Origin of the sequence: Collinsella aerofaciens (genome assembly GCF_015556945.1) — a bacterium.
In the GTDB taxonomy this organism is placed as follows: domain Bacteria; phylum Actinomycetota; class Coriobacteriia; order Coriobacteriales; family Coriobacteriaceae; genus Collinsella; species Collinsella aerofaciens_AO.
This window is the reverse complement of record NZ_JADNNH010000008.1, coordinates 38,022-60,706: the sequence shown is the minus strand read 5'-3', so window position 1 is coordinate 60,706 and position 22,685 is coordinate 38,022. Positions and strand designations below refer to the sequence as shown.

At 55.5% G+C, this 22,685-nt stretch carries 23 protein-coding genes and 1 tRNA gene; 15 read left to right on the top strand and 9 right to left on the bottom strand.

Annotation, left to right across the window (positions count from 1 at the left end; translation table 11 throughout):
• Positions 1-71: 71 nt before the first annotated feature.
• Both I2F59_RS03765 and I2F59_RS03760 read right to left on the bottom strand, forming a co-directional pair.
• Entirely contained in the window at positions 72-311 is a 240-nt protein-coding gene (locus I2F59_RS03765) for a helix-turn-helix domain-containing protein (RefSeq protein WP_118099149.1), read from the bottom strand.
• A 9-nt stretch (positions 312-320) separates the two neighbouring features.
• A complete protein-coding gene (locus I2F59_RS03760; protein WP_195503287.1) occupies positions 321-959 on the bottom strand; it encodes a DUF2975 domain-containing protein in 639 nt (212 codons plus the stop codon).
• Positions 960-1,660: 701 nt separating this feature from the next.
• Between I2F59_RS03760 and I2F59_RS03755 the strand changes: the two genes are divergently transcribed.
• From I2F59_RS03755 to nagA, 8 genes are all read left to right on the top strand, one after another.
• The gene (locus tag I2F59_RS03755) at positions 1,661-2,104 is read left to right on the top strand and encodes a PTS sugar transporter subunit IIA domain-containing protein (RefSeq protein ID WP_055310428.1); all 444 of its coding nucleotides are present in this window, start codon (positions 1,661-1,663) and stop codon (positions 2,102-2,104) included.
• Complete coding sequence (gene yajC / locus I2F59_RS03750) at positions 2,104-2,385, top strand: preprotein translocase subunit YajC (protein WP_022094612.1); 282 nt, start codon at positions 2,104-2,106, stop codon at positions 2,383-2,385. Before I2F59_RS03755 ends, yajC begins: the two co-directional genes overlap by 1 nt.
• A gap of 36 nt (positions 2,386-2,421) precedes the next feature.
• Entirely contained in the window at positions 2,422-2,904 is a 483-nt protein-coding gene (gene agaV, locus I2F59_RS03745) for a PTS N-acetylgalactosamine transporter subunit IIB (RefSeq protein ID WP_022094611.1), read from the top strand.
• Positions 2,905-2,994: 90 nt separating this feature from the next.
• Positions 2,995-3,795 (top strand): PTS mannose/fructose/sorbose/N-acetylgalactosamine transporter subunit IIC, encoded by an 801-nt coding sequence (locus tag I2F59_RS03740; protein WP_022094610.1) that lies wholly within the window; start codon positions 2,995-2,997, stop codon positions 3,793-3,795.
• Complete coding sequence (locus I2F59_RS03735) at positions 3,785-4,867, top strand: PTS system mannose/fructose/sorbose family transporter subunit IID (RefSeq protein WP_138374505.1); 1,083 nt, start codon at positions 3,785-3,787, stop codon at positions 4,865-4,867. The genes I2F59_RS03740 and I2F59_RS03735 overlap by 11 nt, the downstream gene beginning before the upstream one ends.
• Positions 4,868-5,052: 185 nt before the next feature.
• Entirely contained in the window at positions 5,053-5,784 is a 732-nt protein-coding gene (locus I2F59_RS03730) for a GntR family transcriptional regulator (protein WP_022094608.1), read from the top strand.
• 114 nt (positions 5,785-5,898) lie between these two features.
• Entirely contained in the window at positions 5,899-7,065 is a 1,167-nt protein-coding gene (gene agaS / locus I2F59_RS03725) for an SIS domain-containing protein (RefSeq protein ID WP_195503286.1), read from the top strand.
• 118 nt (positions 7,066-7,183) lie between these two features.
• A complete protein-coding gene (gene nagA, locus I2F59_RS03720) occupies positions 7,184-8,353 on the top strand; it encodes an N-acetylglucosamine-6-phosphate deacetylase (RefSeq protein WP_022094606.1) in 1,170 nt (389 codons plus the stop codon).
• Between the two features lie 75 nt (positions 8,354-8,428).
• Here nagA and I2F59_RS03715 read toward each other — a convergent pair whose 3' ends face one another.
• Positions 8,429-9,013 carry a flavodoxin domain-containing protein gene (locus tag I2F59_RS03715; RefSeq protein WP_195246910.1) on the bottom strand — a complete coding sequence of 195 codons (585 nt, stop codon included), beginning with the start codon at positions 9,011-9,013 and terminating at the stop codon, positions 8,429-8,431.
• 156 nt (positions 9,014-9,169) lie between these two features.
• On the opposite strand from I2F59_RS03715, the gene I2F59_RS03710 reads away from it, so the two are divergent.
• The 3 genes from I2F59_RS03710 to I2F59_RS03700 all read left to right on the top strand — a co-directional run bounded on the left by I2F59_RS03710 (position 9,170) and on the right by I2F59_RS03700 (position 11,717).
• Positions 9,170-10,051, top strand: a complete 882-nt coding sequence (locus tag I2F59_RS03710; RefSeq protein WP_195361255.1) for an aldose 1-epimerase family protein — start codon at positions 9,170-9,172, stop codon at positions 10,049-10,051.
• 59 nt (positions 10,052-10,110) lie between these two features.
• A complete protein-coding gene (locus tag I2F59_RS03705; protein WP_022093844.1) occupies positions 10,111-11,046 on the top strand; it encodes a hexose kinase in 936 nt (311 codons plus the stop codon).
• Positions 11,047-11,243: 197 nt separating this feature from the next.
• A complete protein-coding gene (locus tag I2F59_RS03700) occupies positions 11,244-11,717 on the top strand; it encodes a YhcH/YjgK/YiaL family protein (RefSeq protein ID WP_117746073.1) in 474 nt (157 codons plus the stop codon).
• A gap of 206 nt (positions 11,718-11,923) precedes the next feature.
• Here I2F59_RS03700 and I2F59_RS03695 read toward each other — a convergent pair.
• A tRNA-Thr gene (locus tag I2F59_RS03695) sits at positions 11,924-11,999 on the bottom strand.
• 157 nt (positions 12,000-12,156) lie between these two features.
• Here I2F59_RS03695 and I2F59_RS03690 point away from each other — a divergent pair.
• Positions 12,157-12,651: a PTS system mannose/fructose/N-acetylgalactosamine-transporter subunit IIB gene (locus tag I2F59_RS03690; protein WP_195503285.1), complete on the top strand. Its 495-nt coding sequence runs from the start codon at positions 12,157-12,159 to the stop codon at positions 12,649-12,651.
• 222 nt (positions 12,652-12,873) lie between these two features.
• Here the strand turns inward: I2F59_RS03690 and I2F59_RS03685 are convergent, their stop codons facing one another.
• On the bottom strand, positions 12,874-13,926 hold the full coding sequence (locus I2F59_RS03685) for an aldose epimerase family protein (RefSeq protein ID WP_195503284.1): 1,053 nt from the start codon (positions 13,924-13,926) through the stop codon (positions 12,874-12,876).
• Between the two features lie 206 nt (positions 13,927-14,132).
• Between I2F59_RS03685 and I2F59_RS03680 the strand changes: the two genes are divergently transcribed.
• Positions 14,133-14,897, top strand: a complete 765-nt coding sequence (locus I2F59_RS03680; RefSeq protein WP_271755878.1) for a DeoR/GlpR family DNA-binding transcription regulator — start codon at positions 14,133-14,135, stop codon at positions 14,895-14,897.
• A gap of 432 nt (positions 14,898-15,329) precedes the next feature.
• Here I2F59_RS03680 and I2F59_RS03675 read toward each other — a convergent pair whose 3' ends face one another.
• Entirely contained in the window at positions 15,330-16,049 is a 720-nt protein-coding gene (locus I2F59_RS03675) for a GntR family transcriptional regulator (RefSeq protein ID WP_195503283.1), read from the bottom strand.
• A 72-nt stretch (positions 16,050-16,121) separates the two neighbouring features.
• Positions 16,122-17,042: a DUF7916 family protein gene (locus I2F59_RS03670; protein WP_022094155.1), complete on the bottom strand. Its 921-nt coding sequence runs from the start codon at positions 17,040-17,042 to the stop codon at positions 16,122-16,124.
• A 356-nt stretch (positions 17,043-17,398) separates the two neighbouring features.
• On the opposite strand from I2F59_RS03670, the gene I2F59_RS03665 reads away from it, so the two are divergent.
• On the top strand, positions 17,399-19,093 hold the full coding sequence (locus I2F59_RS03665) for a PTS lactose transporter subunit IIBC (RefSeq protein ID WP_195503282.1): 1,695 nt from the start codon (positions 17,399-17,401) through the stop codon (positions 19,091-19,093).
• A 162-nt stretch (positions 19,094-19,255) separates the two neighbouring features.
• A complete protein-coding gene (locus I2F59_RS03660) occupies positions 19,256-19,636 on the top strand; it encodes a sugar phosphate isomerase family (protein WP_271739747.1) in 381 nt (126 codons plus the stop codon).
• Here I2F59_RS03660 and I2F59_RS03655 read toward each other — a convergent pair.
• A complete protein-coding gene (locus I2F59_RS03655; RefSeq protein ID WP_006234817.1) occupies positions 19,633-20,865 on the bottom strand; it encodes a Fic family protein in 1,233 nt (410 codons plus the stop codon). The two genes, I2F59_RS03660 and I2F59_RS03655, sit on opposite strands and share 4 nt — an antisense overlap.
• A 367-nt stretch (positions 20,866-21,232) precedes the next feature.
• Positions 21,233-22,654 carry a 6-phospho-beta-galactosidase gene (gene lacG, locus I2F59_RS03650; RefSeq protein WP_229065322.1) on the bottom strand — a complete coding sequence of 474 codons (1,422 nt, stop codon included), beginning with the start codon at positions 22,652-22,654 and terminating at the stop codon, positions 21,233-21,235.
• Positions 22,655-22,685: the final 31 nt, after the last annotated feature.

The following is a 22,685-nucleotide window of genomic DNA, read 5'->3' as shown; positions in this document are numbered from 1 at the left end:
TGAATAGCCCGCTAGAACGGATGTTGTTCTAGCGGGCTATTTGCGTTTAGGCGCTGGTGGCTAAATTATGCCTATGAATCTTTAAGTCCAAAAAGGTTATCGGCTTCATCGTCAGGCATATATTCCAGCACATCGCCCGGTTGGCAGTCGAGTGCCCGGCATATCGCATCAAGAGTTGAAAAGCGCACGGCAGAAACCTTGCCCGTCTTGATGCGCGACATATTGACCTGGGAGATGCCCACGCGTTCCGCAAGCTCTTTGGATGAGATCTTGCGTTCGGCAAGCATGCGGTCAAGCCGCAGAATAATCATGGATTCCCCCTAGAGCAACTCGTCATCTTGTTTTTGCAGGATATACCCGTAGCGGAAGATGCTGGCAATCAGGCAAATAATCAGGCCTGCAAAGAGCATGGAGGGCTCGAATAACTGGCCGACGAACGCATCCGTAAAGCTGCCGCCAAATCCTGAGAGTATCATTCCCGTGATTACGGCACCAAGAAGTCTCACGGAAACGCCGCCGATAAGGAATAAATGTCCTACTCGACGAAGCGTCTGGTTACATTCAAGGTCAAAGGGCCTGCCTTTCTTTTCAATGTTGAAGAAAAGCCTGCGCACGCTTAGCGCGATGGTAAGCGCGAGACATGTCATCAAGAGGCTTCCTATGGCAGTGTGACCATCGTGTGCGACGAGCATAAGTGGGGCCTGTGCATTGGTACCGACGATAGCAAGGCACGGTCCTTCGCCGGCTTGAAGTTCTACGGATTGGAGACACGACCCTTGGGAGAGTCCAGGCAATATGAGTAGAAGGTCAATCGCAATGACTGCGAGGAGTCCCAGAGCGAGCGCGGTGGTAATGCAGATTGTGGCCCATTTGCAGATGCGAGTGAGCTTTCTCAGATCGGCTATTGCCTGTTCACGGTCGATGGCTTCATTCGATTTGGATACGTTCCAGCGGATCATAGCTCCTCCAACCAATGTCTTGGATGATACTTGTATCATATCAGAATAAACGATAAACGATAAATAATTACGAATATTGAGTAAGTAATGATTGAAAACGATTAGCGTGAACTATTGGCTCATTTTGGGTGCCTGAGTTTGGTGCGCGGGGGATGAGGACAAATGTCAAAACTTTCCGTGATCGCACAAGTGCTTCATCGGGTTCCCCGATTCATATGGGAAAACAACTGCAAACGATTGCAAGTAACCGGTGAACGGTCGAAAACTACCGTTCACCGATAATCTCAAAACTGGTTCTAACTGGTATTAAGTCAAAAAGACCAATTCACATATCTTCACAATGACCTGCAATTTTTCTACACGCTATTTTTAGCCGCCCTGCGTTGTTTAGACACCGGGAAAGATCCGTTCTTTTGCCAAAGCGTTTCGAAACGGTTTCAAAACCGCAGGTAAAAGTGTTAACGAGCGGTAAACGGTCGAAATATCACCGTGAGCGGTGCAAAAACGTTTTACTGTTTGAATCAGCGAAAGCGATCTCTTCTGGGGTGATATAGTGACAACAACACGTCACGTGGTTACTACCAGTTTAGAAACCACTGGTCTTCAAAGAACGCTTTCTAAGAAGCTTTAAGGGCAAGTGCCCGCTGGCTTCCGAAAATCATCGGACTCAGATCGTACACACCTTCGGAAGGGAAATTTGAATGGTTGGCTTTATTCTTACCGGTCATGGACAGTTCGCACCCGGCCTTGCAAGCGCTATCGCTATGGTTGCCGGCGACCAGCCTGCTTTTACCGTCGTTCCTTTTGAGGGCGATCAGGCCGCATCCTACGGTGAGGATCTCCGCGCCGCTATTACCGCCATGCGCGAGGAGTGCGATGGCGTGCTCGTCTTTACCGACTTGCTCGGTGGTACCCCGTTCAACCAGTCGATGATGATTGCCCAGGATGTCGACAACGTCGAGGTTCTGACTGGCACCAACCTTCCCATGGTTATTGAGCTCCTGTTCCTCCGCGGCAATGCCACGCTCGCCGAGCTTGGCGAGCAGGCCGTGACCGTTGGCCAGACGGGCATCACCGCCCAGACGGTCGCATCCGTTGCCGGCTCCGAGGAAGAGGATATCTTCGGCGACGAGGACGGCATCTAATGGCCGATTTCGGAGCCAACGTCCTGAGCTCCTCGGTCGCCCTTTTAGGCCTGCTTGTCATCATGGGCTTGATTTACACCATCTGGTCGCAAATCAACATGAAGAAGAAGCAGAAGTACTTCAAGGAGCTGCACACCGAGCTCAAGCCGGGTCAGGAGGTTCTTTTCGCCGGCGGTATCTACGGAACCGTCAAAGGCATTGAAGGCGAGAAGGTCCAGATCAAAGTCCGATCCGGAGCCGTCGTAGATGTTTCGCGTTACGCGATTCAGGAGATCAAGTAACTGTCGTCAGCAAATATCGAAAGGAAGCTGATCAACATGGCAGAACCCAACATTCTTCTTACCCGCATCGATAACCGACTGGTTCATGGTCAGGTTGCCACCCAGTGGAACTCCACTCTGGGCTCCAACCTCATCCTCGTCGCCAACGACGACGTGGCGTCCAACACCATGCGCCAGAACCTCATGAAGATGGCCGCTCCCGCCGGCGTCGCTACGCGTTTCTTCTCCCTGCAGAAGACCATCGACGTCATTGGCAAGGCGAGCCCGCGCCAGAAGATCTTCATCGTGGCCGAAACACCGGAAGACGTGCTTACGCTCGTCAAGGGCGGTGTGCCTATAAAGAAGGTAAACATCGGCAACATGCACATGTCGGAAGGAAAGCGCCAAGTCGCCACCTCCGTCGCAGTTAACGACGAGGATGTCGCTGCGTTTAAAGAGCTGCAGGAATTGGGGGTGGAGTTGGAGATCAGGCGCGTTCCGAGCACGCCTGTTGAGGACACGAGCAAGCTCTTCTCGTAATCCTCGTGATCCACGTTGTCAGGAGTGAAACCCTGACGTTCTGTACGTGATATCCAAAGTGCGTACATTCATTTTGAAAGGAGGAGCAAGATGGAATACTCGATCATCCAGATCGCTCTGGTCTTCGTCGTCACGTTCATCGCGGCAATCGACCAGTTTGACTTCCTCGAGTCTCTCTATCAGCCCATCGTCACCGGCGCCGTCATCGGTCTTATCCTTGGCGACCTCAACACCGGTCTTCTCGTGGGTGGTACCTATCAGCTCATGACGATCGGCAACATGCCGATCGGAGGCGCTCAGCCGCCTAACGCCGTCATCGGCGGCATCATGGCAGCCATTCTCGCTATCGCCACGGGCCTCGAGCCCAACGCGGCAGTCGGCCTCGCCATTCCGTTCGCTCTGCTTGGCCAGCTTGGCGTTACCCTGGTCTTCACGCTTATGTCCCCGCTTATGTCCACGGCCGATAACATGGCTCACAACGCGGACACCAAGGGCATCGAGCGCCTGAACTACTTCGCCATGGCTCTGCTTGGCCTGATCTTCGCTGTCGTCGTCACCCTGTTCTTCATCGCTGGCGCTACCATCGGTCAGACCATCGCTTCTGCCATCCCGACTTGGCTGCAGACCGGTCTGTCCGCTGCAGGCGGCATGATGCGCTTCGTCGGCTTCGCCGTCCTGCTCAAGGTTATGATGAACCGCGATATGTGGGGCTTCTTCCTCATGGGCTTTGGCCTCGCGCTCATCACCGTTGCCAACGATTCGCTGGCAACCCCTGCTCTGCTCATCCTCGCTCTCATCGGCTTCGGCATCGCTTTCTGGGACTTCCAGCAGCAGACCGAGCTGAAGGGTGCAGCTGTTTCTGACGGAGGTGACTTCGAAGATGGCATCTAATGAGTATGTGATCCCGGAGCACTACGAGGATCTCACTCCTGCTCCGCAGCTCGACCAGAAGACCCTCAACAAGATGGCTTGGCGCTCCTGCTTCCTGCAGGCATCGTTCAACTACGAGCGCATGCAGGCCGCTGGCTGGCTTTACTCCATCATCCCCGGTCTGGAGAAGATCCACACCAACAAGAACGACCTCGCGGCTTCCATGAGCCACAACCTGGAGTTCTTCAACACCCACCCGTTCCTCGTCACCTTTGTTATGGGCATCGTGCTTTCGCTCGAGCAGAACAAGGTTGACATCCCCACGATCCGCGCCGTCCGCGTCGCCGCAATGGGCCCGCTCGGTGGTATCGGTGACGCCCTGTTCTGGCTGACGCTCGTGCCTATCACGGCCGGCATCACCTCCAACATGGCCATCAACGGCAACGCCGCTGCGCCGATCATCTTCCTGGTGATCTTCAACGCCGTCCAGTTCGCTCTGCGCTTCTGGCTCATGAACTGGTCCTACAAGCTTGGCACCAGCGCTATTGACGCTCTGACCGCCAACATGCAGGCCTTCACGCGTGCCGCTTCCATCATGGGCGTCTTCGTCGTCGGTTGCCTGGTCGTCACCATGGGTGGCACCCAGATCAACCTCCAGATCCCCAACGGCACCACCCGTGGTCTCTCCGCTACTACCGTGATCGTCTCCGAGAAGGAGGCCGAGAACTTCACCGGTATGGAGGGCATCGATACCGAGACCGCTGAGGCCGGTACCATCGCCATGACCGATAAGGACGGCAACGCCCTTACCGCTTCCGATGCCGACGGCAACGCTGTCGAGTGCGGCGTCACCGATCTGGGTAACGGCATGGAGTCCGTGACCTACGGCACCGTTACCGAGGATCCGGTCAACTTCTCTGTTGCCGACACCCTCAACACCATCGTCCCGAAGCTCGTCCCGCTTATGCTTACGCTGCTGCTTTACTACATGTTCGCTAAGCACAGCTGGACCCCGACCAAGGGCATTCTCCTGCTCTTCGTCCTTGGCATCCTGGGCGCTGGCCCGCTTGGTCTCTGGCCGAGCATCTGGTAAGGCTCTAGCTTGAGGGGTGTGTCCCTACGCGGCTCACACCCCGACCCCTTAAGCCATGTGTATGTTAAAAGCCGCGTGCTCGAAAGAGCGCGCGGCTTTTGTTTTCTTAATGATTCGGGTGTGGCAGACAGATAATGCATAACACCCTAGGTAGTTAGCCGAATTCGAGCAAAAGGGAGGATAGGATGGCGATCGGAGCGCGTAAGCAACCGCTGTACGATCAGCTGGTCGATATTCTGACCGAAAAGATTGACCATGAATATCGCGCCGGTGACATGATTCCTTCCGAGCGCGAACTTTCGGAGCGCTATGGTCTCTCGCGCACTACGGTACGCCTGGCTCTGCAGGAACTGGAGCGTTTAGGACTGGTGGTTCGGCAGCACGGTCGCGGTACCTTTGTGACCGACCGTTCGGCAAAAGCAACCAATCTTATGCAGTCCTACAGCTTTACCGAGCAGATGCGCGCGATGGGTCGAGAACCCGAGACCACGATTCTCGAGTTTTGCGAGATGGAGGCCGATAAGAATCTGGCCGAGCATATGGGATTGCGCATCGGTGATCGCATTTTTAAGCTCAAGCGCCTTCGCTCTGCCGACAACATGCCCATGATGGTCGAACGCAGCTATCTGCCGGTTCGTCAATTTCTGTCCCTAAAGCGACCGCTGCTGGAGCGTAAGCCGCTTTACGATGTGATTGAGCAGGACTTTCAGCAAAAGATTCGCGTGGCCGAAGAGGAGTTCTATGCGAGCATAGCCCGTCCCACCGATGCCCACCTTTTGGGAATTGTCGAGGGCTCGCCTGTGCTCGATTTGGTCAGGACTACGTATAACGAGTCAAACGAGGTTGTGGAGTACACACTCTCGGTTGCTCGTGCCGATCAGTTTAAATACAAGGTTTACCACCAGCGCAGTAACTAGTGCTCGCATCGTTTCCATATGGTGATTCTTTGCATTTAACTGGTTACTACCAGATAACCAACCGAAGTGTATAATTGCACGTCAGAGGATTACTTCTAGAGAGAGGTATTAGAAATGTTCGAGAAGAGTGTCGAGGAGCTCACCGAGCTCGGCGCCCAGATCACCACGGCCGAGATTGCTCAGCAGCCCGAGCTTTGGCGTGATACGCTCAACATCTATCGCGAGAACAAGGAGGCCATCGAGGCCTTCCTGGCCGAGGCTCGCGCTATGGGCGAGGGTCGTCTGTCCGTTGTCTTCACCGGTGCCGGTACGTCCGACTACGTTGGCGATACCTGCGCCCCGTACCTGCGTCACGCTGGCAACACTGATCTCTACGACTTTAAGCCCATCGCCACGACCGACATCGTGAGCGCCCCGCGCGACTTCCTGCGCGCCGAGGATCCCACGCTCGTGGTTTCCTTTGCCCGCTCTGGCAACAGCCCCGAGAGTCTTGCCGCCGTTGCCGTTGCCAAGGAGCTCGTCCACAACGTCAAGTTCCTCAACATCACCTGCGCTCCCGAGGGCAAGCTTGCCGTCGAGTCTGCCGATGATCCCAATGCGCTGACGCTGCTCATTCCGCGCGCCAACGACAAGGGCTTCGCCATGACCGGTTCTTATTCCTGCATGACCCTGCTCTCCACCCTTATTTTCGACACTGCCTCTGACGAGCAGAAGGCCGAGTGGGTCGAGACCATCGCCAAGATGGGCGAGGAGGTCATCTCCCGTGAGCCCGAGATCGCCGATTACCTGGCTGGCGATTTCAACCGCGTGACCTACTTGGGTTCTGGCTCCTTCGGTGGCCTTGCTCAGGAGAGCCAGCTCAAGATCCTCGAGCTCGCTCACGGTCTGGTCGCTACTTCCTACGACACCTCCATGGGCTATCGTCACGGACCTAAGTCCTTCGTCGACGATAAGACGCTCGTCTTCGTGTTCGTCAACAACGACGCCTACACCCGTCAGTACGACATCGACATCCTCAACGAGATCGGTGGCGACGAGACCGCTCAGCACACCATCGCCGTTCAGCAGGAAGGTGCCACCGTCTATGAGGGTGAGTCCTTCACCTTTAAGGGCTACGAGGCACTTCCCGAGGGCTACCTTGCCCTGCCGTTCGTGATGTTTGCCCAGGCTATCAGCCTGCTCAACTCCGTGCGCGTGGGCAACACGCCCGATACGCCGAGCCCCACCGGCACGGTCAACCGCGTGGTCAAGGGTGTGACGATTCACCCCTTCACCGCTTAATCGCGTCCCCCTGTAAGGGCGCCCGTCCGCTCATAACGGCGGGCGGGCGCTTTTTGTTTTTACATGGACCGGGTATAAGCATTACCACAGTCAACTGCTTTAGAAGCAAGGAGTGCATATGAGCACGTACGCAATTAAGGCTGACAAGTTCTTCTTGCCGGCAGGCCCGCAACTGGGCGGCTATCTTATGGTCGAGGATGGGGTTTTTGGCGCCTGGCAGGCCGACGAGCCCTCTTGCGAGATCAAGGACTACACGGGATCGTGGATCGCACCGGGTATGGTCGATACTCACATCCATGGCTTCTATAACCACTCGACTACCGATAACGATCCCGAGGGCATTGATATCAGCTCGACCGAGCTCGCCCGTCGCGGTACCACCAGCTGGCTGCCCACGACGTTCACCGATGGCGTCGAGCAGATCAAGGATGCCTGCGCCGCCATCGCCCAGGCGGACGAGGGTCGCGGCCCTGACTTCTGCGGTGCTCGCATTCAGGGCATCTATCTGGAGGGCCCCTTCTTTACCATGAAGCACGTGGGCGCGCAGAACCCCGCTTATCTTATCGATCCCTCCGAGGAGGTCTTCGATCAGTGGCAGGAGGCTGCGGGCGGTCGCATCGTCAAGAGCGCCATGGCGGCCGAGCGCGACGGTGCCGCTGCTTATGCGGCTGCTCTGAATGCCAAGGGTGTGGTGACCAGCATCGGTCACTCCGACGCCACCTACGATGAGTGCATCGCCGCCATCAACGCCGGTGCCAGCTGCTTTACGCATACCTATAACGGTCAGCGCGGGCTGCATCACCGTGAGCCCGGTGTCGTGGGCGCTGCCATGTCCACGCCCGAGACCTACGCCGAGATCATCTGTGACGGCAAGCACGTTAACCCTGCCGCCATCAAGGCGCTGCTGCAGGCAAAGGGCTGGCAACACACGGTGCTCATCACTGACTGCCTGGGCTGCGGCGGCATGCCCGAGGGCAGCTACACCAGTGGTGGCATGGACGTCATCATGAAGGACAACCTGTGCTGGCTCGCCGACGGCAAGAGCATTGCCGGCTCGGTGCTCACGCTTGCCCAGGGCGTCAAGAACATCGTTGACTGGGGCATCGCCAGCGCCGATATCGCCATTCGCATGGCAACCGAGGTGCCGGCACGCTCCGCGCACATCGAGGATAAGTGCGGCAGCATCATGCCGGGTCGCGACGCCGACTTTGTCGTGTTCGACCATGAGCTTACCCTCGTCGAGACGTATGTTGGCGGCCAGAGCGTCGGCAACGCCTTTACCGAGTAACGATAGAAAAAGACGGCGGGCCCGAATCTGCTCGGACCCGCCGTATGGGTTAAACGCTCAAAAGCACCTTCACAGTTACAGCTTGTTAGCGATCTTCTTTGCCGTGCGCTTAACGCCGGCCACCAGGCCTCCTGCAGGATGCTCCTTCTCGTATGCTAGACGCTTCTCACGTTTGGCGTACTCTTCGACGATGATATCGCCGTACTCATCTTCGATCTTGTCGAAGAAGTCGACGGCGCCCTTAATTTCCTCAGCGGTCGGGTGTCCCTTTTGGACACCGCCGGCGAGTTTGAACGGCCCCCACGTATCAAAGCCGGGGCAGCCGTAGACACCCATAAAGATGGCCTGCCTCATGCGGCAGATGCCATCGATATCCTTGCCGTACCACTTGTTTTTGCCACCGTAGGTCATAAGGCCAAACACCTTGTCCTGCGGCTGCAGCACGTTGGTCAGTACACGTGCCATATCCTTGTCGATCTCGGAGTAATAGATGCCCGTGGCGACGCCGATTAGATGATATTCGTGCAGGTTGGGGTACTCGTTTTTGCCGAGTGACTTCACGTCGAGGGTATCGATCTCGGGGTGCGCCTCGACGATGGCGTCCACGAGCTTTTTCGTATTGCCGTGATGGCGCGAGGCGTAGAGGATGATGGTTCGCATAAGAAGGCCTTTCAGCTGTAATTGCATCAATGTCTGTATGGTACCCCGTTACATGGCTGGGATACCGGACGCATCGATGAACGTGCGGGTTTGTCCTTTGGTCAGGGCCGAGACGGGTACTTGCGAGCAAAAAGCAGTTGTTCGAAAGGATGGGCAATGGAATACGCTCTCTCCAACGATTCGATTTCTATTAAGGTGTCCACGGCTGGTGGTTCGTTTACCTCGATCGAGGCCGGAGGTCGCGAGTATCTGTGGCAGGGCGATCCCGCCGTGTGGTCCGGCCAGGCACCGATTTGCTTCCCGATTTGCGGAGGCTTGCGCGATAACAACGCCATGACGTTTGCCGGGCATCATGTAAAGCTCGCTCGCCATGGGTTTGCGCGCAAACAGGAGTGGAAGCTGCTGAGCCAGAGCGAGAACGAGCTGGCGATGTGCCTGGCTTCGGAGGATAACGCCGCGCTGCTGAGCGATTATCCGTATCCGTTTAAGCTTGTCGCCCGCTATACGCTCGAGGACGCTGCCGTGCGCGTTTCCTATGAGGTCACCAACGAGGGCACCGAGGACATGCCGTTCTTTATTGGCGGTCATCCCGGCTTTAGGTGTCCGCTCGATGAGGGCGAGGCCTATACGGACTACGAGTTGCGCTTTGAGAAGGACGAGGCTGCGGAGCTCTGCACCGCCGTCCCCTCGACTGGCTTGATTGACGTGACCAATCGCTCCAAGAACCCCATGGTGGGAAAGACGCTGCCTCTGTCACATGAGCTCTTCGATTTTGCGGAGACCATCTTTGACGTGCTCGAGAGCCGTCAGGTCACGCTTTCCAAAAAGGGCGAGGACAAGGGCGTCCGCCTGAGCTTTGAGGACTTCCCATATCTCATTGTGTGGAGCAAGCCCGAGGGCGATTTTGTGGCGGTTGAGCCCTGGGGCGGCCTTTCGACCTGCTCCGATGAGGACGACGTGCTTGAGCATAAGCGCGGCTGCCTTGTCGCCAAGCCCAAGGAGACCGTCGTTCGCTCGTTCACGATTGAGATTCTGTAATTCCGTTTTGTCGACTCGTATCGCGAGGCATAAGGAGCCTGCGAGATAAGGAGCTAAAAATGATCCTCACCGTTACGATGAACCCGTCTGTCGATACGCGCTATCAGCTCGATGAGCTCATTATCGACGACGTCAACCGTGTGACGCCCGAAAAGACCGCCGGCGGCAAGGGCCTCAACGTGGCCCGTGTACTGGGTCAGCTGGGCGACGACGTTGTGGCAACCGGTCTGCTCGGCGGCCACATGGGCGCCTACATGGCCGAGCTCATGGACGCCAACGGTATTAACAACGACTTTGTGCCCATCAAGGGCGAGACCCGTATTTGCCTCAACATCCTCCACGCCGGCAACCAGACCGAGCTGCTCGAGAGCGGCCCGACAATTGCCCCCGAGGAGCTCGATGCCTTTACCGCCAAGTTTACCGAGCTTGCGGGCAAGGCCGACGTCGTCACTATTTCGGGGTCGCTGCCCCGCGGTGTCGAGGCAGACTACTATGCCAAGATCACGGGCATTGCCGAGAACGCCGGCGCCAAGGTGCTGCTCGATACCTCGGGTGCTTCGCTCGAGGCCGCCCTTAAGTCCGAAATTAAGCCCGAGCTGGTCAAGCCTAACTTGACCGAGATCAACGGCCTTCTGGGCACGAGCTTTACCACCGACGATGTGGACGAGCTCCGCGCCGCGCTTGCCTCTGATGCCCGCTTCTCCGATATCCCCTGGGTCGTCGTGTCCATGGGCGCTGCCGGCTCCGTTGGCTTCCACAATGGCCGTGCGTTCCGCGCAAAGACGCCCGATATCCCTGCCGTTAACGCCACGGGCTCTGGTGACTCCACTATCGCAGGCTTCGCACATGCCATCGCTGCTGGCGCAGACGACGAGACGGTGCTGCGTACCGCCAACACCTGCGGCAAGCTCAACGCCATGGATCCCATGACTGGCCACTTGGTTATGGATCGTTGGGACGAGGTCTACAACGGCGTTGTCGTGACCGAGCTGTAAGGGCTTGGGCGTCGGCCCCGGCATCGATTGCTAGCTCATGTCGACGACAAGTGCGATAGCATTATGTCGGGGCGCGACGCCGACGTTGTCGTGTTCAATCCCGACCTTACCCTGGTCGAGACGTATGTGGGTGGCAACAGCGTCGGTAACGCGTTTGCCGAGTAGCCGCCAAAGAAGCGATCCGAGAGGGGATTTAGATGATTTACGGTGCATTGGGCGATATCGAGGAGTACCGCGGAATGCTCAAGGGCCTCGACGTGTTGATCGACTGGCTCGAGGAGAACGACCCGGCGCAGCTCGAGGTCGGCAGCCATCCGATTCTGGGCGACAAGGTCTTTGCGAACGTCATGGCTCCCACGACGCGTCCCGAGGCAGAGGCTCACTACGAGACGCATCAGCGCTATCACGACCTGCAGATCGACATTGAGGGTCGCGAGGCCTTTAAGGTTGCCACGGGCAGCCTGACGCTGGTCCAGGAGTTTGACGAGAAGGACGACTACGACCTGGTCGATTCAGACGCCTCGATTGCCGGCGATCTTGCCGACGACAAGTTCGCGCTGTTCGTTGCCGGCGAGCCTCACATGCCCACGCTCGAGTTCCCGGGCGATGGCGCACAGCCGGTCAAGAAGATCTGCTTTAAGCTACTTGCAGATGCTTACTGGGAGGAGTAACGCGCTGCTCGGCTGAGCTGTTCGTGTTGTGAGCGTTTTCCTTTGGAGGAGCGCGCTTAGGCCCCGCTGATCGCGGTTCCTTTGGGGATTGCGGCTGGCGGGGCTTTTTGTTGAGTAGGGGAGTTGCCGGCGGCGTTGTGCTTGGATTGGCATTGTGCGATAAATCGGCAAGAAAAAAGCCGCCCGAAGGCGGCTATCTTGTGCAATGGAGCCAGCGACCGGGCTCGAACCGGTGACCCCCGCTTTACGAGAGCGGTGCTCTACCAACTGAGCTACGCTGGCGGCCATGTGGTGACGCAACTGAGGCGTCAATGGCTGTTTATGATACGGGACATCGCACATCCGCGCAAGGGTTCTGACGGCTTTTCTCACTTTAAATGCACTAATATTGGAGACGTGATGTCCCGCTCGTATGGGTCTCAAACAGAATGGGGCAGCCATGGCTCAACCCAAGATTCTTCTCACGCGTATCGATGACCGTTTCATTTACGGGCAAGACGTTGAGCTGTGGAACGAGGCGACTGGTTCCAACCTTGTCCTAATCGTCAACGATGAGATCGCGGCGGATTCGCGCCAATGGGCACCCATGAGGGCGGCGGCGCCAGAAGGCGTCTGGACAAGGTTTTTCTCGGTGCAAAGGACTATCGACATCATTCATACCGCAACGCCGCGTCAATGGATTCTGATCATGGTAGCCTCACCCGTCGATGCGCTCGCGCTAGTTAAGGGTGGTGTGCCGATTACCAAGATCAGCATTGGCCATATGCAGACAGGGGAGGGCAAACGCTCTGTAACGCCCGCAGTCGCCATAGACGATGCGGACATCGTCGCCCTCAAAGAGCTGCAAAAGCTCGGCATAGAACTAGAAATCCGTTACCTCCCCAGCTCCAATCCCGACCCCATCCAACTAGTCATTGGGGACGTTCTTAAATGACTAGTCAAGCGGGACACCCTTGGCACTTGGGGACGTTCCTTATGTGCCGGCCTTTTAGGAACGTCCCCAAGTGCCGGCAGATTGGGACAGTCTTTCTTGCCAAACGTTAAAGACTGTCCCCAACGACTAGTCATTTAAGAACGTCCCCAATGACTAGATAGCAAAACGCCCGTCGGCGGTGGTGCCGGCGGGCGTTGCTGTGCAATATGTTGCATTGTGGGCTTAGTGCCTCATAAAGCGGTACTCGATCACATTGCTGTAGGGGTGACCCGGGCCCACAATGCCCTGCGGGAACAACGGCTGGTGCGGCGTGTCGGGGTACATCTCGGCCTCGAGAGCAAAGCCGGCGCCCCAGCCATAGTTAGCATCGTCCTTGGCGTGCTCGTCGCCCAGCCAGTTGCCGGTGTAGAGCTGCACGCCCGGGGCAGTGGTGTAGTAGTCCAGCTCGCGGCCGGTCCACATCTCCTCGACGTGCATCGCGCGGCGGAGATTGCGGCCGTACTGATAGCCATCGATGCACAGACAGTGATCGTAGCCACGGGCCTGCTTAATCTGCGGGTCGTCGGCCTCCATGCCGGGAGCGACGGGGCGCAGCTCGCGAAAGTCAAACGGTGTTCCCTCGACCGGAGCGATCTCGCCGGTGGGGATATTCTGCTCGTTGATGGGCAGGTAGTGGGCAGCGTTGGCAACAAAGAAGTGCTCGCAGTCCATGCCGGCGTTATGGCCGGCAAGGTTAAAGTATGTGTGGTTGGTCATGGACACGTAGGTGGCGCGGTCGCTCTCGCAACCATACTCGATGCGAAAGACGCCGGTGCGTGTAACGGTAAACACGGCCGTAAAGGTGCGTTTGCCGGGAAGGCCCAGTTCGCCATCCTCAAGCGAGGTGGTCATGCGCACGGCGTTGTGAGTCTCGTCGAGCTCAACGTCCCACACGCGTTTATGCAGACCGTGCTCAAGATCGCTGTGCAGGTTGTTGGCGCCCTCGTTGGCGGGCATATGCCAGTCCGTACCGTCGATGGTGATCGTGGCGCCCGCGGTGCGGTTTGCCACGGGGCCGATGGTCGCGCCAAAGCAGGCGGGGTTGTCAAAGTAATCCTCGAGCTTATCGAAGCCCAGCACCACATCGCGCACGTTGCCGGGAATGTCGGGCACGTCGATACCAAGCACGGTGGCGCCATAGTCCATAATGCGAACGCAGATCTCGGGCCCGTTGAGGGTGTAACGATGAACGGGGGTACCGCACGGCGCGGTGCCGAAAAGCTCGGAAGTGATCATTTGGTTCCTAACATCGAGGTATTTCCGACAAACTGTAGCGCGAACAGGCGAGATTATCACTACACCCCACTAAAGCAAGGGGTATTTTTCTCAAAAAAGTGATGATTGGAGCTGTGCGGGCGTTCATTTTTGACGCGCACGGGTCTGATACAATTTGTTCGTTACTGTTTGAATGATATGCACGCATAGAACGGCGAGGATTCATCGTGATTAAGGCAGAGCGACAGGATAGGGTTCGCCAGCTGCTCGATGAGCAGGGCACGGTTTCGGTTAAGGAGATTTCGGATGCGTTAGGTGTCTCGGACATGACGATCCGTCGCGACCTTGAGGAGCTTGCGAGCCTAGGCGAGATCGAGCGCGTGCACGGCGGCGCCCGTAGTGCGCAGAGTCGCCCGCACGCTATGTTGCGCCATGAGTATTCGCACAGTGAAAAGCGCACTAAGCATGCCGAGGAAAAGCTGCAGATCGCGCGCCGCGCCGTTGGGCTCATCGAGGAGGGCTCGACCATCTTTTTGGGGACGGGCACTACAGTTGAGCAGATGGCCTCGATGCTGCCGGCGTGCCGCCTACGCATCGTGACTAATTCGCTTTCGGTGTTTAATCTGCTCGAGGCGCGCGAAGACTGCGACCTGTGTCTCGTGGGCGGTATGTACCGTCGCCGCACTGCCGCCTTTGTGGGCCCCACGGCCGAGGACACCTTGCGCGCACTGGGGATCGACGCAGCCTTTATCGGCGCAAACGGCATTCTGGACGGCGACGTGTCTACGTCTAACATGGAAGAGGGCCGCATCCAGCAGCTCGCCTTTAGCAAGGCCGATTCACGCTACCTCATCGCCGACTCCAGCAAGATCGGCAAGCGCGACTTCTACACCTTCTGCCGCCTGGACAGTTTGGACGCCGTGGTGTGCGAGCCGGGTATCGCCGCCGAGGATCGTGTCGCCATCGAGGAGCACACGCAGGTCATTTGCTAGCTAGCGCTACGGGATTGCCAACAGGCGATGCGGGAGGACTTTTACCTCCTGTCATTGTGGAAACCAGCGCGTCAGCGCTACGCGATATGACGCGCAAATGAGGATTCCACTATCAAATCGTCTCAGCCTGTAACAGGTAGGGGTGAAACCACCAACCAGATGTTGCAGATTGAGATTTTTGACCCGGCCTATTCCGTTTGTCTCGATCTGTAACAGCTAGGACCGAATAATTCAGCTAGTTGTTACAGATTTAGATTGGGGATATTGGCCTGTGCATTCATCTCAATCTGTAACATCTAGACGTCCAAAACCGGTCTTAGTGTTACAGATTGAGACAATTCGGCGGGGCCTACCTTGTTTGTCTCGATCTGTAACGGTTAGGACTTAAAAACTCGGCTACGTGTTACAGATCGAGACAAAAGAAAAAGAACATTAGGACTTGAAAATAAAGTTTTGATAAGGGACCCGCCCAGTTAAGACGGTGCGGCAGACAATTGAGATTAGTTTGCCTCCGGAGTCGTAAGCATAATGAGTCAGTTCGATGACCGGAAGTTTTGCAACACCATAATTACTGGCTTCGGAATCGCTAAGCTGACGTGCTCTATAGCTTTCCCTAACAGATTGGATAGACTTGGACAAGTCGTCCATGATTCTGCTAAATGCCTGAAAATCTAACTGGTTATTCGGAACGCGCGACTTTGAAATGAAGAACGTATCAGCGCCTATGAAGCTGCCTTCAAGTTCGTAGGTCAATTCAAGACGCTGAATTTCATCGCGACTTTGACATCCAAATTGTTGGAGCATCATTACGGAAATTGGACGACCTGATGTGAGGCCGCCGAAATGTTTGGTGATGGCATCCGGATCAACGCCATCGCAATGGCTTGCAAAGTCAAAGTCTAAAAGTGAATTGAGCTCGCTAACGCGTTTCGGTGCAACAAACGACCCCTTACCTTGGATTCGATAGATACTTCCACGATGCTCCAGCTCACTCATGGCAAGTCGGACGGTTGTTCTGCTTACGGCGTATTCGTCGCAGAGTTCCATTTCTGTTGGAAGTTTATCGTCTGCTTGATATTCATCGACGATCTGCTTGAGCAGCGCGTCGGTGAGCTGTAAATAGAGTGGCCGTTTTTCGTGTGTATCGAGCATTAGAGCCTCAGTTTGCATGTTGGTTATACCTGATGGTTGCCTCAGTCGGGATGTAACGTGGGCAAGGTAACCTTAACGTATCACAGAGCGGCTCAGCATGACGATCTGATGCCTGTATCCACGAAGGGCTTGTCCGAGCGTGAAGATATTCTGGGGCAGGCAAATACCGTTCATGGAGTCCCCGATATGTTGGAGGTCAGCACCGGCTGCTTTTGCTGCAAGGCCTATTTTCTTAATGGTCTCGCTGTCGCAGGAGTCTTGACTCGTCCCGTTCGCCGCCATGACGAGAACCTTCTCTTCAATTGACTTGCCTACGTTGTGGGATCGTACAAAGTCTACGATGGCGCGCAGGTCTGCTTCTTGGAAGCAAGGGACGGTGTAGGGGGCTGGCACGAGAAGGATATCGACGCCGAGGTCAACAAACTTGCGCGCAATTTCGAGCGTCATGACAGGTTCCGCAACGCCCGCTCCATGCATTTTTCCGGCTATGACCAGGCCATTGAAATGCTCTTTGGAGAGTTTAATCGAATGGGCGATTGCATCGTTGGAGACGCCGGTTCCAGGGTTGCCCGTCAGGCAGATAAAATCAAATCCGAGTTCGTTAGCCTTTTCTAAGGTCTTGGGAGAGACGCGACGACCCATGGGGATTTCCGTTCGGGATTCAGACATCTCTGCCTCGTTATCAACTGGCTCCAGATTGACGCCAATGGGCCTTCCGCATGCTCGCTTCACCCAAGTGACCGGGTTTTCATTGAGATCATCTGGAATACCGGCAATAACTGGATCGAACACATCGAGCGCGTTAAACAGAAGCAGGTCGGCACCTGCGGCACGTTCGATTTCTGCATTAGTAACGCCGCCGAGAAATTGGGAAGAGGGTACGTTTTCCGCCATGATGGTACGTCCCTCGGAAGCCAGAATTGCCTGTTTTAGATCCATGGGTGACGTGGCGGCAAAATCGGATGCGGACATGTTCAGTAATCGTTTGGGCATTGTTACTTCCTTTGACTAGAACGACAGGCTTGTGACATTGTCTCTAATATTGTTACAACAATATATTCAATATGTTATATCCAATCGGTGAACGGTTGCAAACTTATTGTACTGCTCGGAAAAAATAGCCTTTAGCTGGGAAAACATTATATTAATCAACTACCGTTCACCGAATAAGTATTTGAATTCTTGACATATCGACAAAGCGGAAAAAGAATTGGTTATGACAAATCGCGCAAATGATATTACATTTCGCACAAGAACGTATTCACTTACATAAGTGGATACAAACGGGGACGACGACGGTTGAGTCCGGATAAATCGTTGTGTGCCCGGGAATCATGAAAGGATGTGTTATGGACGCTATCGTCAAATTCCTTGAAAAACACCAGCCTCTCTTCGACAAAATCTCGAGGAACATTTATCTGGTGGCGATCAAGGATGGCTTTCTCTCGAATATGCCAATTGTGCTGTTCTCGAGCCTGTTCCTTCTTCTTTCGACGCTCCCTGCCTATGTAGGCATCACGCTTCCGCCTGAGGTGCTGGATTTCTTCAATAAAATCTATGCATATACCATGGGGCTTCTTGGCATTATGGTGGCCGGCACCACGGCGAGCTCACTTGCCATGTCGATGAACCGTCGCATGCCTTCGGGTAAATCTCTCAACCCCACCTCGTGCATGGTTTGTGCCATGTGCGGCATGCTCTTGCTATCGGTGACGAACGATGTTGTCTCGATTGGCGGAGCAGATACATCTGTTTTTGAAACCGGCTATATGGGAACCAAGGGTTTTCTCGCTGCGTTCGTAGCCGCATTCTTGACCGTTAATATCTATAAGGTGTGCATTAGCCATAATGTGACGATCAAGCTCCCCAAAGAGGTCCCTGGCTCTATTGCGCAGAGTTTTCGCGATATCTTTGCATTTGGGTTTTCGATCCTTGCGTGCGCTTTTATCGATCTTGCGAGCCGCAAGCTGCTTGCTGTGCCGTTCGCCAATTTGGTATCCGCTCTCATCTCGCCGCTGTTCTCCGCGGTTGACACCTATCCTGGCATGGCGCTTATCGAAGGCGCGGTCGCACTTTTCCAATTTATGGGTATCCACGGTGCTTCGGTTGTCATGAGTCCGATCAATGCTGCGCTCTACGGCAATACCGTTACCAATCTTGAGGTTTTCCAAGCAGGTGGACACCCGTCAATTGCTCTCACGCAGGACTTTACAAGCTTCATCGGCGGTCTGGGCGGTTCTGGCTGCACGTTCATCGTTCCTATTATCCTGATCATGTTTATGCGCTCCAAGCAGCTTAAAGCCATGGGCAAGGCATCGATTATCCCGGTGATTTTTGGAGTTAACGAGCCCGTTATCTTCGGTATGCCGATTGTTCTCAATCCCTATATGTTCGTGCCCTTCCTAGTGGCTCCTATGGTCAACGCCATTATCGGTAAATTTTTCATTGACGTCATTGGAATGAACGCCCCCATGTATACCATGCCGTGGGCGCTTCCCGGCCCAATCGGTGCATTCCTCACCACGGGTCTCGATCTGCGTTCTCTCGTATTGATGGCAGTGCTGTTGGTCGTTGACTTTGTGATTTACTATCCGTTCTGCAAGGCGTATGACCATCAGCTTTGTTTGGAAGAGTCTGCAAAGGAGACTGCAGGAACCTCGGATGCAGATGCTATTGCCGCACAGGAAAATGTCGCAAAAGCTCTCGAGGCGGTAAAGGACAAGGCGGAGCAGATCCGCGTGCTTGTGCTTTGCCAGGGTGCCGGCACTTCGACTCTCTTGGCAAATGCTCTTCGCGAAGGTGCCGCTGCTAAGGGTATCGATCTGGTTTCTCAGTCCGGTGCGTACGGAAGCCACTATGAGACGATGGATCAGTACAACGTGATTGTTCTGGCACCCCAGGCACGCATGTACTATGACGCTATGAAGGCCGATACCGATCGCCTTGGAATTAAACTGCTCACCACAAGGGGCAAGGAGTATATCGACCTTACCAACGATCCCGAAGGTGCAATTGACTGGATCGTTCAGGAGCTGGCCAAATAGTGGATGCACTCCGTCGTTGATTCGTCGGTGTATAGTACGGCCCTGCAGCTTATTGAGCTGCGGGGCCGTATTTCGTTGAGTATCTAATTGAGACAATGAGCGCAACCGTCGTGAGATCGCATTGGCGCTCTCCGAGTCACCGACAAGCTGACTTTCATCTATGTGACCAATTCGCTTTCGGCCTTTAGCCTGCTCGAGGCGCGCGAGGATTGCGAGCTGTGCCTGGTGGGCGGCATGTACCGCCGCCGCACCGCCGCCTTTGTGGGGCCCACGGCCGAGGATACCCTGCGCGCGCTGGGCATCGATGCGGCGTTTATCGGCGCCAACGGTATTCTGGACGGCGACGTGTCCACGTCCAACATGGACGAGGGCCGCATCCAGCAGCTCGCCTTTAGCAAGGTCGATACGCGCTATCTGATTGCCGACTCCAGCAGGATCGGCAGGCGATACATCTGCCCCCCTGCCGGCGCGGGGGTACCGCTTTACAATGACGCGCAAATAACTTTGAGCAACAAGGATGAGGCTATTCTGAGATATGACTAGACTCCGTATTTCGTCTTTATGTCCCTTGAGAATGAATCATAGTCTTCATAGAGCCCCTCTTTGCTTTCATCCTCGGCGTGGTTTATACGTTCAAGGAGCTTATCCTTTGGAGCCTCTTTTGTTATTGCGGCCTCGCTATCGGGTATTGTGGATTGCAAGAATAGTTCTAGAGCATGGACGTCTTTGAGTATGTAGCCTGTCGAACGACCCGCTCCTGTTTTTTCGATTGCGCTGCAACTAACAAGCTGACCGAGGGTTCGTTTAACGGTGACCTCGCTGATATCGGGGCAGTTGGATCGGATGTCGGATTTCTTAATGACGCCGGGTCTCTGTTGAAATAGAACGGCGATGCGCGCTTGCTTCGACATGGGACGAGTGCTTGATTCAATTAAGGTACGCTGCTCGAGCTGTCGGTAGGCGGCCAGGGTTGTTCCGAGCATGAAACGGATAAAGGGTACTTCGGTGTTTTGATTTTCATTCCATCCAGTGGAGCTTGCAGCGAGAGCGTTGTAGTAAAGCGCTTTGTTGTCTTCAATAAGTCGTTCGATGCTGATGTAACGCGCAACGTCGTATCCAGTCTTTTCGAGCAGCAGCGTTGTAAGGAGCCGGCTCATCCTGCCATTGCCATCGTTGAAGGGATGAATGCTAACAAAATCGAAGATAAAGCGGAGCGATATAAGGAGGGGATCGCAAACTTGGCGAGATAAAGCATCGTTGAGGGACTGGCAGGCTTCTTTAATAAGTCCCGGGGTTGCTAGGGCCGAAGGGGGCCTAAAGCGCACAAATCGATTTCCTTGATCGTCAATGGAGACGATTTCGTTATCGCTATCTTTCCAATGGCCTCCATACGAGATTGCCGTGTGCGCCATGAGGTCACGATGCAACTGCAGAATGACCGATGGCGTTACGGGAATGGAATCGTGTTGCTCGTGAATAAGCGACAGCACATCTCGGTATCCAGCAATTTCTTCCTCTGCGCGGGAGCTTGGCTTGGCGGAATACGCCATGATCGCTTTGAGTCTTTTTTGGGTGGTAACAATTCCTTCAAGTCCGTTGGAGGACCGGGTGCTTTGGATCTTAGCCTCCTCCATTAGGGACGATAGAAGCTCGGGTTTGACTTGACTCAGAGCAAGCTGACGGCCTTTATGCTCGCGTATCGAGAGGAGGAGGTTGGTGATTGGAGTTGCTTCGAGTTCCGCTGGGACTGTGGTGTAATCGAACTGGCGCATGCGGCTCCTTTCGGTATCACGAACATACTTTCGATATCATAATATCATTAAATGATACCGAAAGTATGTTCGTGATACCGAAAACTAGAAACCATGCTTTATAACTGCTTGGAAAGTTCGGATTTGACTATCTTATTGTCTCGATCTGTAACAGTTAGACGGTTAAAAGTGGGCTACGTGTTACAGATTGAGATCTTTCAGCCCTGGTCGCCCGTTCGTCTAAATCTATAACAGTTAGGATTGAAAATCCCTGCTAGATGTTACAGATCGAGATAAACGGCCTGCTCGGGCTCACCAAAAACAAAAAAGGCCGCATGCGAACCCGTGGGGGATTCGCATGCGGCCGACAGGGGATACGCGGCTGAAGTTAGGCCATGAGCAGGCCGGTCTCCGCGACGTTCTTGTACCAGTACGCGCTCGCCTTGGGATAGCGCTTCTGGGTCTCAAAGTCGATGTAGAACAGGCCATAGCGCTTGTTATAGCCGTTGGTCCAGGAGAACTGGTCCTGCAGCGACCACACAAAGTAGCCGTCGACGTTCACGCCGCCGTCAATCGCCTTGAGGATCCATGCGAGATGCTGACGCATGTAGTCGATGCGAGGGGCGTCGTCGATAAAGCCGTCCTCGAAGTCGTCCTTATAGCCCATGCCGTTCTCGGTGATGTAGATTTTCTTGTAGTTGGGGTAATCGTTCTTAATGCGGAGCAGCAGGTCGTAGAGGCCTTCGGGATAGATAATCCAGTCCCAATCGGTGGTGGGTACGCCTTCGCGCACGCATGACTCGCCCACGCCCTTGAGGAACCAGCGCGAGGAGCCCTTGTCACCGGTGCCATTGTGGTTGATGTCGTTTTCGCCCTCGGCGGCACGCAGGAACTGGCACTTGTAGGTGTTGACGCCCAGGCAATCGTTGTAGGGGAGCGCGGCGGTCAGCGCGGCGATGTCCTCGTCGCGGACGTCGAGCTCGCCGCCGGCGATATGGGCCAGCTTGGTCGCAGCCTCCATGGTGTCGGCTGCATAGTGGCCGCGGAAGGTGGCGTCGAGTACCCAGCGGTTGTTGATGACGTCGGCCATGCGAGCTGCCTCGCAGTCGGTGGCGTTGTTGGGGTCGAGGGGATACTTGGGCTCCAGGTTCTGGACAATGCCGATCTCGCCCTCAAAGCCGCCCTCGTGGAAGGCGACGACGGTCTTGGCATGGGCCACCATCATGTTGTGCATGAGCTGGAAGGCCTTGTCCAGGCGATACTTCTCGCCGTGCGGCCAGTTGCCGACGATAAAGCTGCCCTCGGCGGTCGCGGGAATCTCGTTAAAGGTAAACCAGTGCTTGACCTCGGTGAACTCGGCAAAGCAGAACTTGGCGTACTCGACAAAGGCGTCGATCGTCGTGCGCGTCAGGAAGCCCTCGCCGCCGTTCTGGTAAAAGGCCTCGGGCGTATCGAAGTGATCGAGCGTGACATAGGGGATAACGCCGGCTTTATTGCAGGTGGCAAAGAGCTCGTGATAGAAGGCAACACCCTCGGGGTTAATCTCACCAGTGCCGCTGGGGAAGATGCGGCTCCAAGCGATGGAGACACGGATACCGTTGATGCCGAAGCGCTGGCACAGGTCGATATCGACCGGGTACTTGTTGTAGAAATCGCTTGCGGGATCGGGGGAGAAGCGACCCTGAGCAGCCAGGAAATCGTCCCAGGGCACTTTGCCCTTGCCGTGCGTACGGGTCTCGCCCTCAACCTGGTAAGCAGCGGTGGCGCCGCCAAACACAAAGCCGTCGGGGAACTGCATGGGGTTGGTCATGAGTCATCCTTTCTGTGGGATACGAATAGGG

Excerpts from the sequence above, each read along its gene's own strand:
- I2F59_RS03730 (WP_022094608.1), top strand. The coding sequence starts at position 5,053 with ATGGCGATCGGAGCGCGTAAGCAACCGCTGTACGATCAGCTGGTCGAT.
- I2F59_RS03765 (WP_118099149.1), bottom strand. The coding sequence starts at position 311 with ATGATTATTCTGCGGCTTGACCGCATGCTTGCCGAACGCAAGATCTCA.
- I2F59_RS03760 (WP_195503287.1), bottom strand. The coding sequence starts at position 959 with ATGATCCGCTGGAACGTATCCAAATCGAATGAAGCCATCGACCGTGAA.
- I2F59_RS03705 (WP_022093844.1), top strand. The coding sequence starts at position 10,111 with ATGATCCTCACCGTTACGATGAACCCGTCTGTCGATACGCGCTATCAG.
- nagA (WP_022094606.1), top strand. The coding sequence starts at position 7,184 with ATGAGCACGTACGCAATTAAGGCTGACAAGTTCTTCTTGCCGGCAGGC.
- agaV (WP_022094611.1), top strand. The coding sequence starts at position 2,422 with ATGGCAGAACCCAACATTCTTCTTACCCGCATCGATAACCGACTGGTT.
- I2F59_RS03700 (WP_117746073.1), top strand. The coding sequence starts at position 11,244 with ATGATTTACGGTGCATTGGGCGATATCGAGGAGTACCGCGGAATGCTC.
- I2F59_RS03755 (WP_055310428.1), top strand. The coding sequence starts at position 1,661 with ATGGTTGGCTTTATTCTTACCGGTCATGGACAGTTCGCACCCGGCCTT.
- I2F59_RS03710 (WP_195361255.1), top strand. The coding sequence starts at position 9,170 with ATGGAATACGCTCTCTCCAACGATTCGATTTCTATTAAGGTGTCCACG.
- I2F59_RS03685 (WP_195503284.1), bottom strand. The coding sequence starts at position 13,926 with ATGATCACTTCCGAGCTTTTCGGCACCGCGCCGTGCGGTACCCCCGTT.
- yajC (WP_022094612.1), top strand. The coding sequence starts at position 2,104 with ATGGCCGATTTCGGAGCCAACGTCCTGAGCTCCTCGGTCGCCCTTTTA.
- lacG (WP_229065322.1), bottom strand. The coding sequence starts at position 22,654 with ATGACCAACCCCATGCAGTTCCCCGACGGCTTTGTGTTTGGCGGCGCC.
- I2F59_RS03690 (WP_195503285.1), top strand. The coding sequence starts at position 12,157 with ATGGCTCAACCCAAGATTCTTCTCACGCGTATCGATGACCGTTTCATT.
- I2F59_RS03670 (WP_022094155.1), bottom strand. The coding sequence starts at position 17,042 with ATGCCCAAACGATTACTGAACATGTCCGCATCCGATTTTGCCGCCACG.
- I2F59_RS03655 (WP_006234817.1), bottom strand. The coding sequence starts at position 20,865 with ATGCGCCAGTTCGATTACACCACAGTCCCAGCGGAACTCGAAGCAACT.
- agaS (WP_195503286.1), top strand. The coding sequence starts at position 5,899 with ATGTTCGAGAAGAGTGTCGAGGAGCTCACCGAGCTCGGCGCCCAGATC.
- I2F59_RS03735 (WP_138374505.1), top strand. The coding sequence starts at position 3,785 with ATGGCATCTAATGAGTATGTGATCCCGGAGCACTACGAGGATCTCACT.
- I2F59_RS03715 (WP_195246910.1), bottom strand. The coding sequence starts at position 9,013 with ATGCGAACCATCATCCTCTACGCCTCGCGCCATCACGGCAATACGAAA.
- I2F59_RS03665 (WP_195503282.1), top strand. The coding sequence starts at position 17,399 with ATGGACGCTATCGTCAAATTCCTTGAAAAACACCAGCCTCTCTTCGAC.
- I2F59_RS03740 (WP_022094610.1), top strand. The coding sequence starts at position 2,995 with ATGGAATACTCGATCATCCAGATCGCTCTGGTCTTCGTCGTCACGTTC.
- I2F59_RS03675 (WP_195503283.1), bottom strand. The coding sequence starts at position 16,049 with ATGCTCGATACACACGAAAAACGGCCACTCTATTTACAGCTCACCGAC.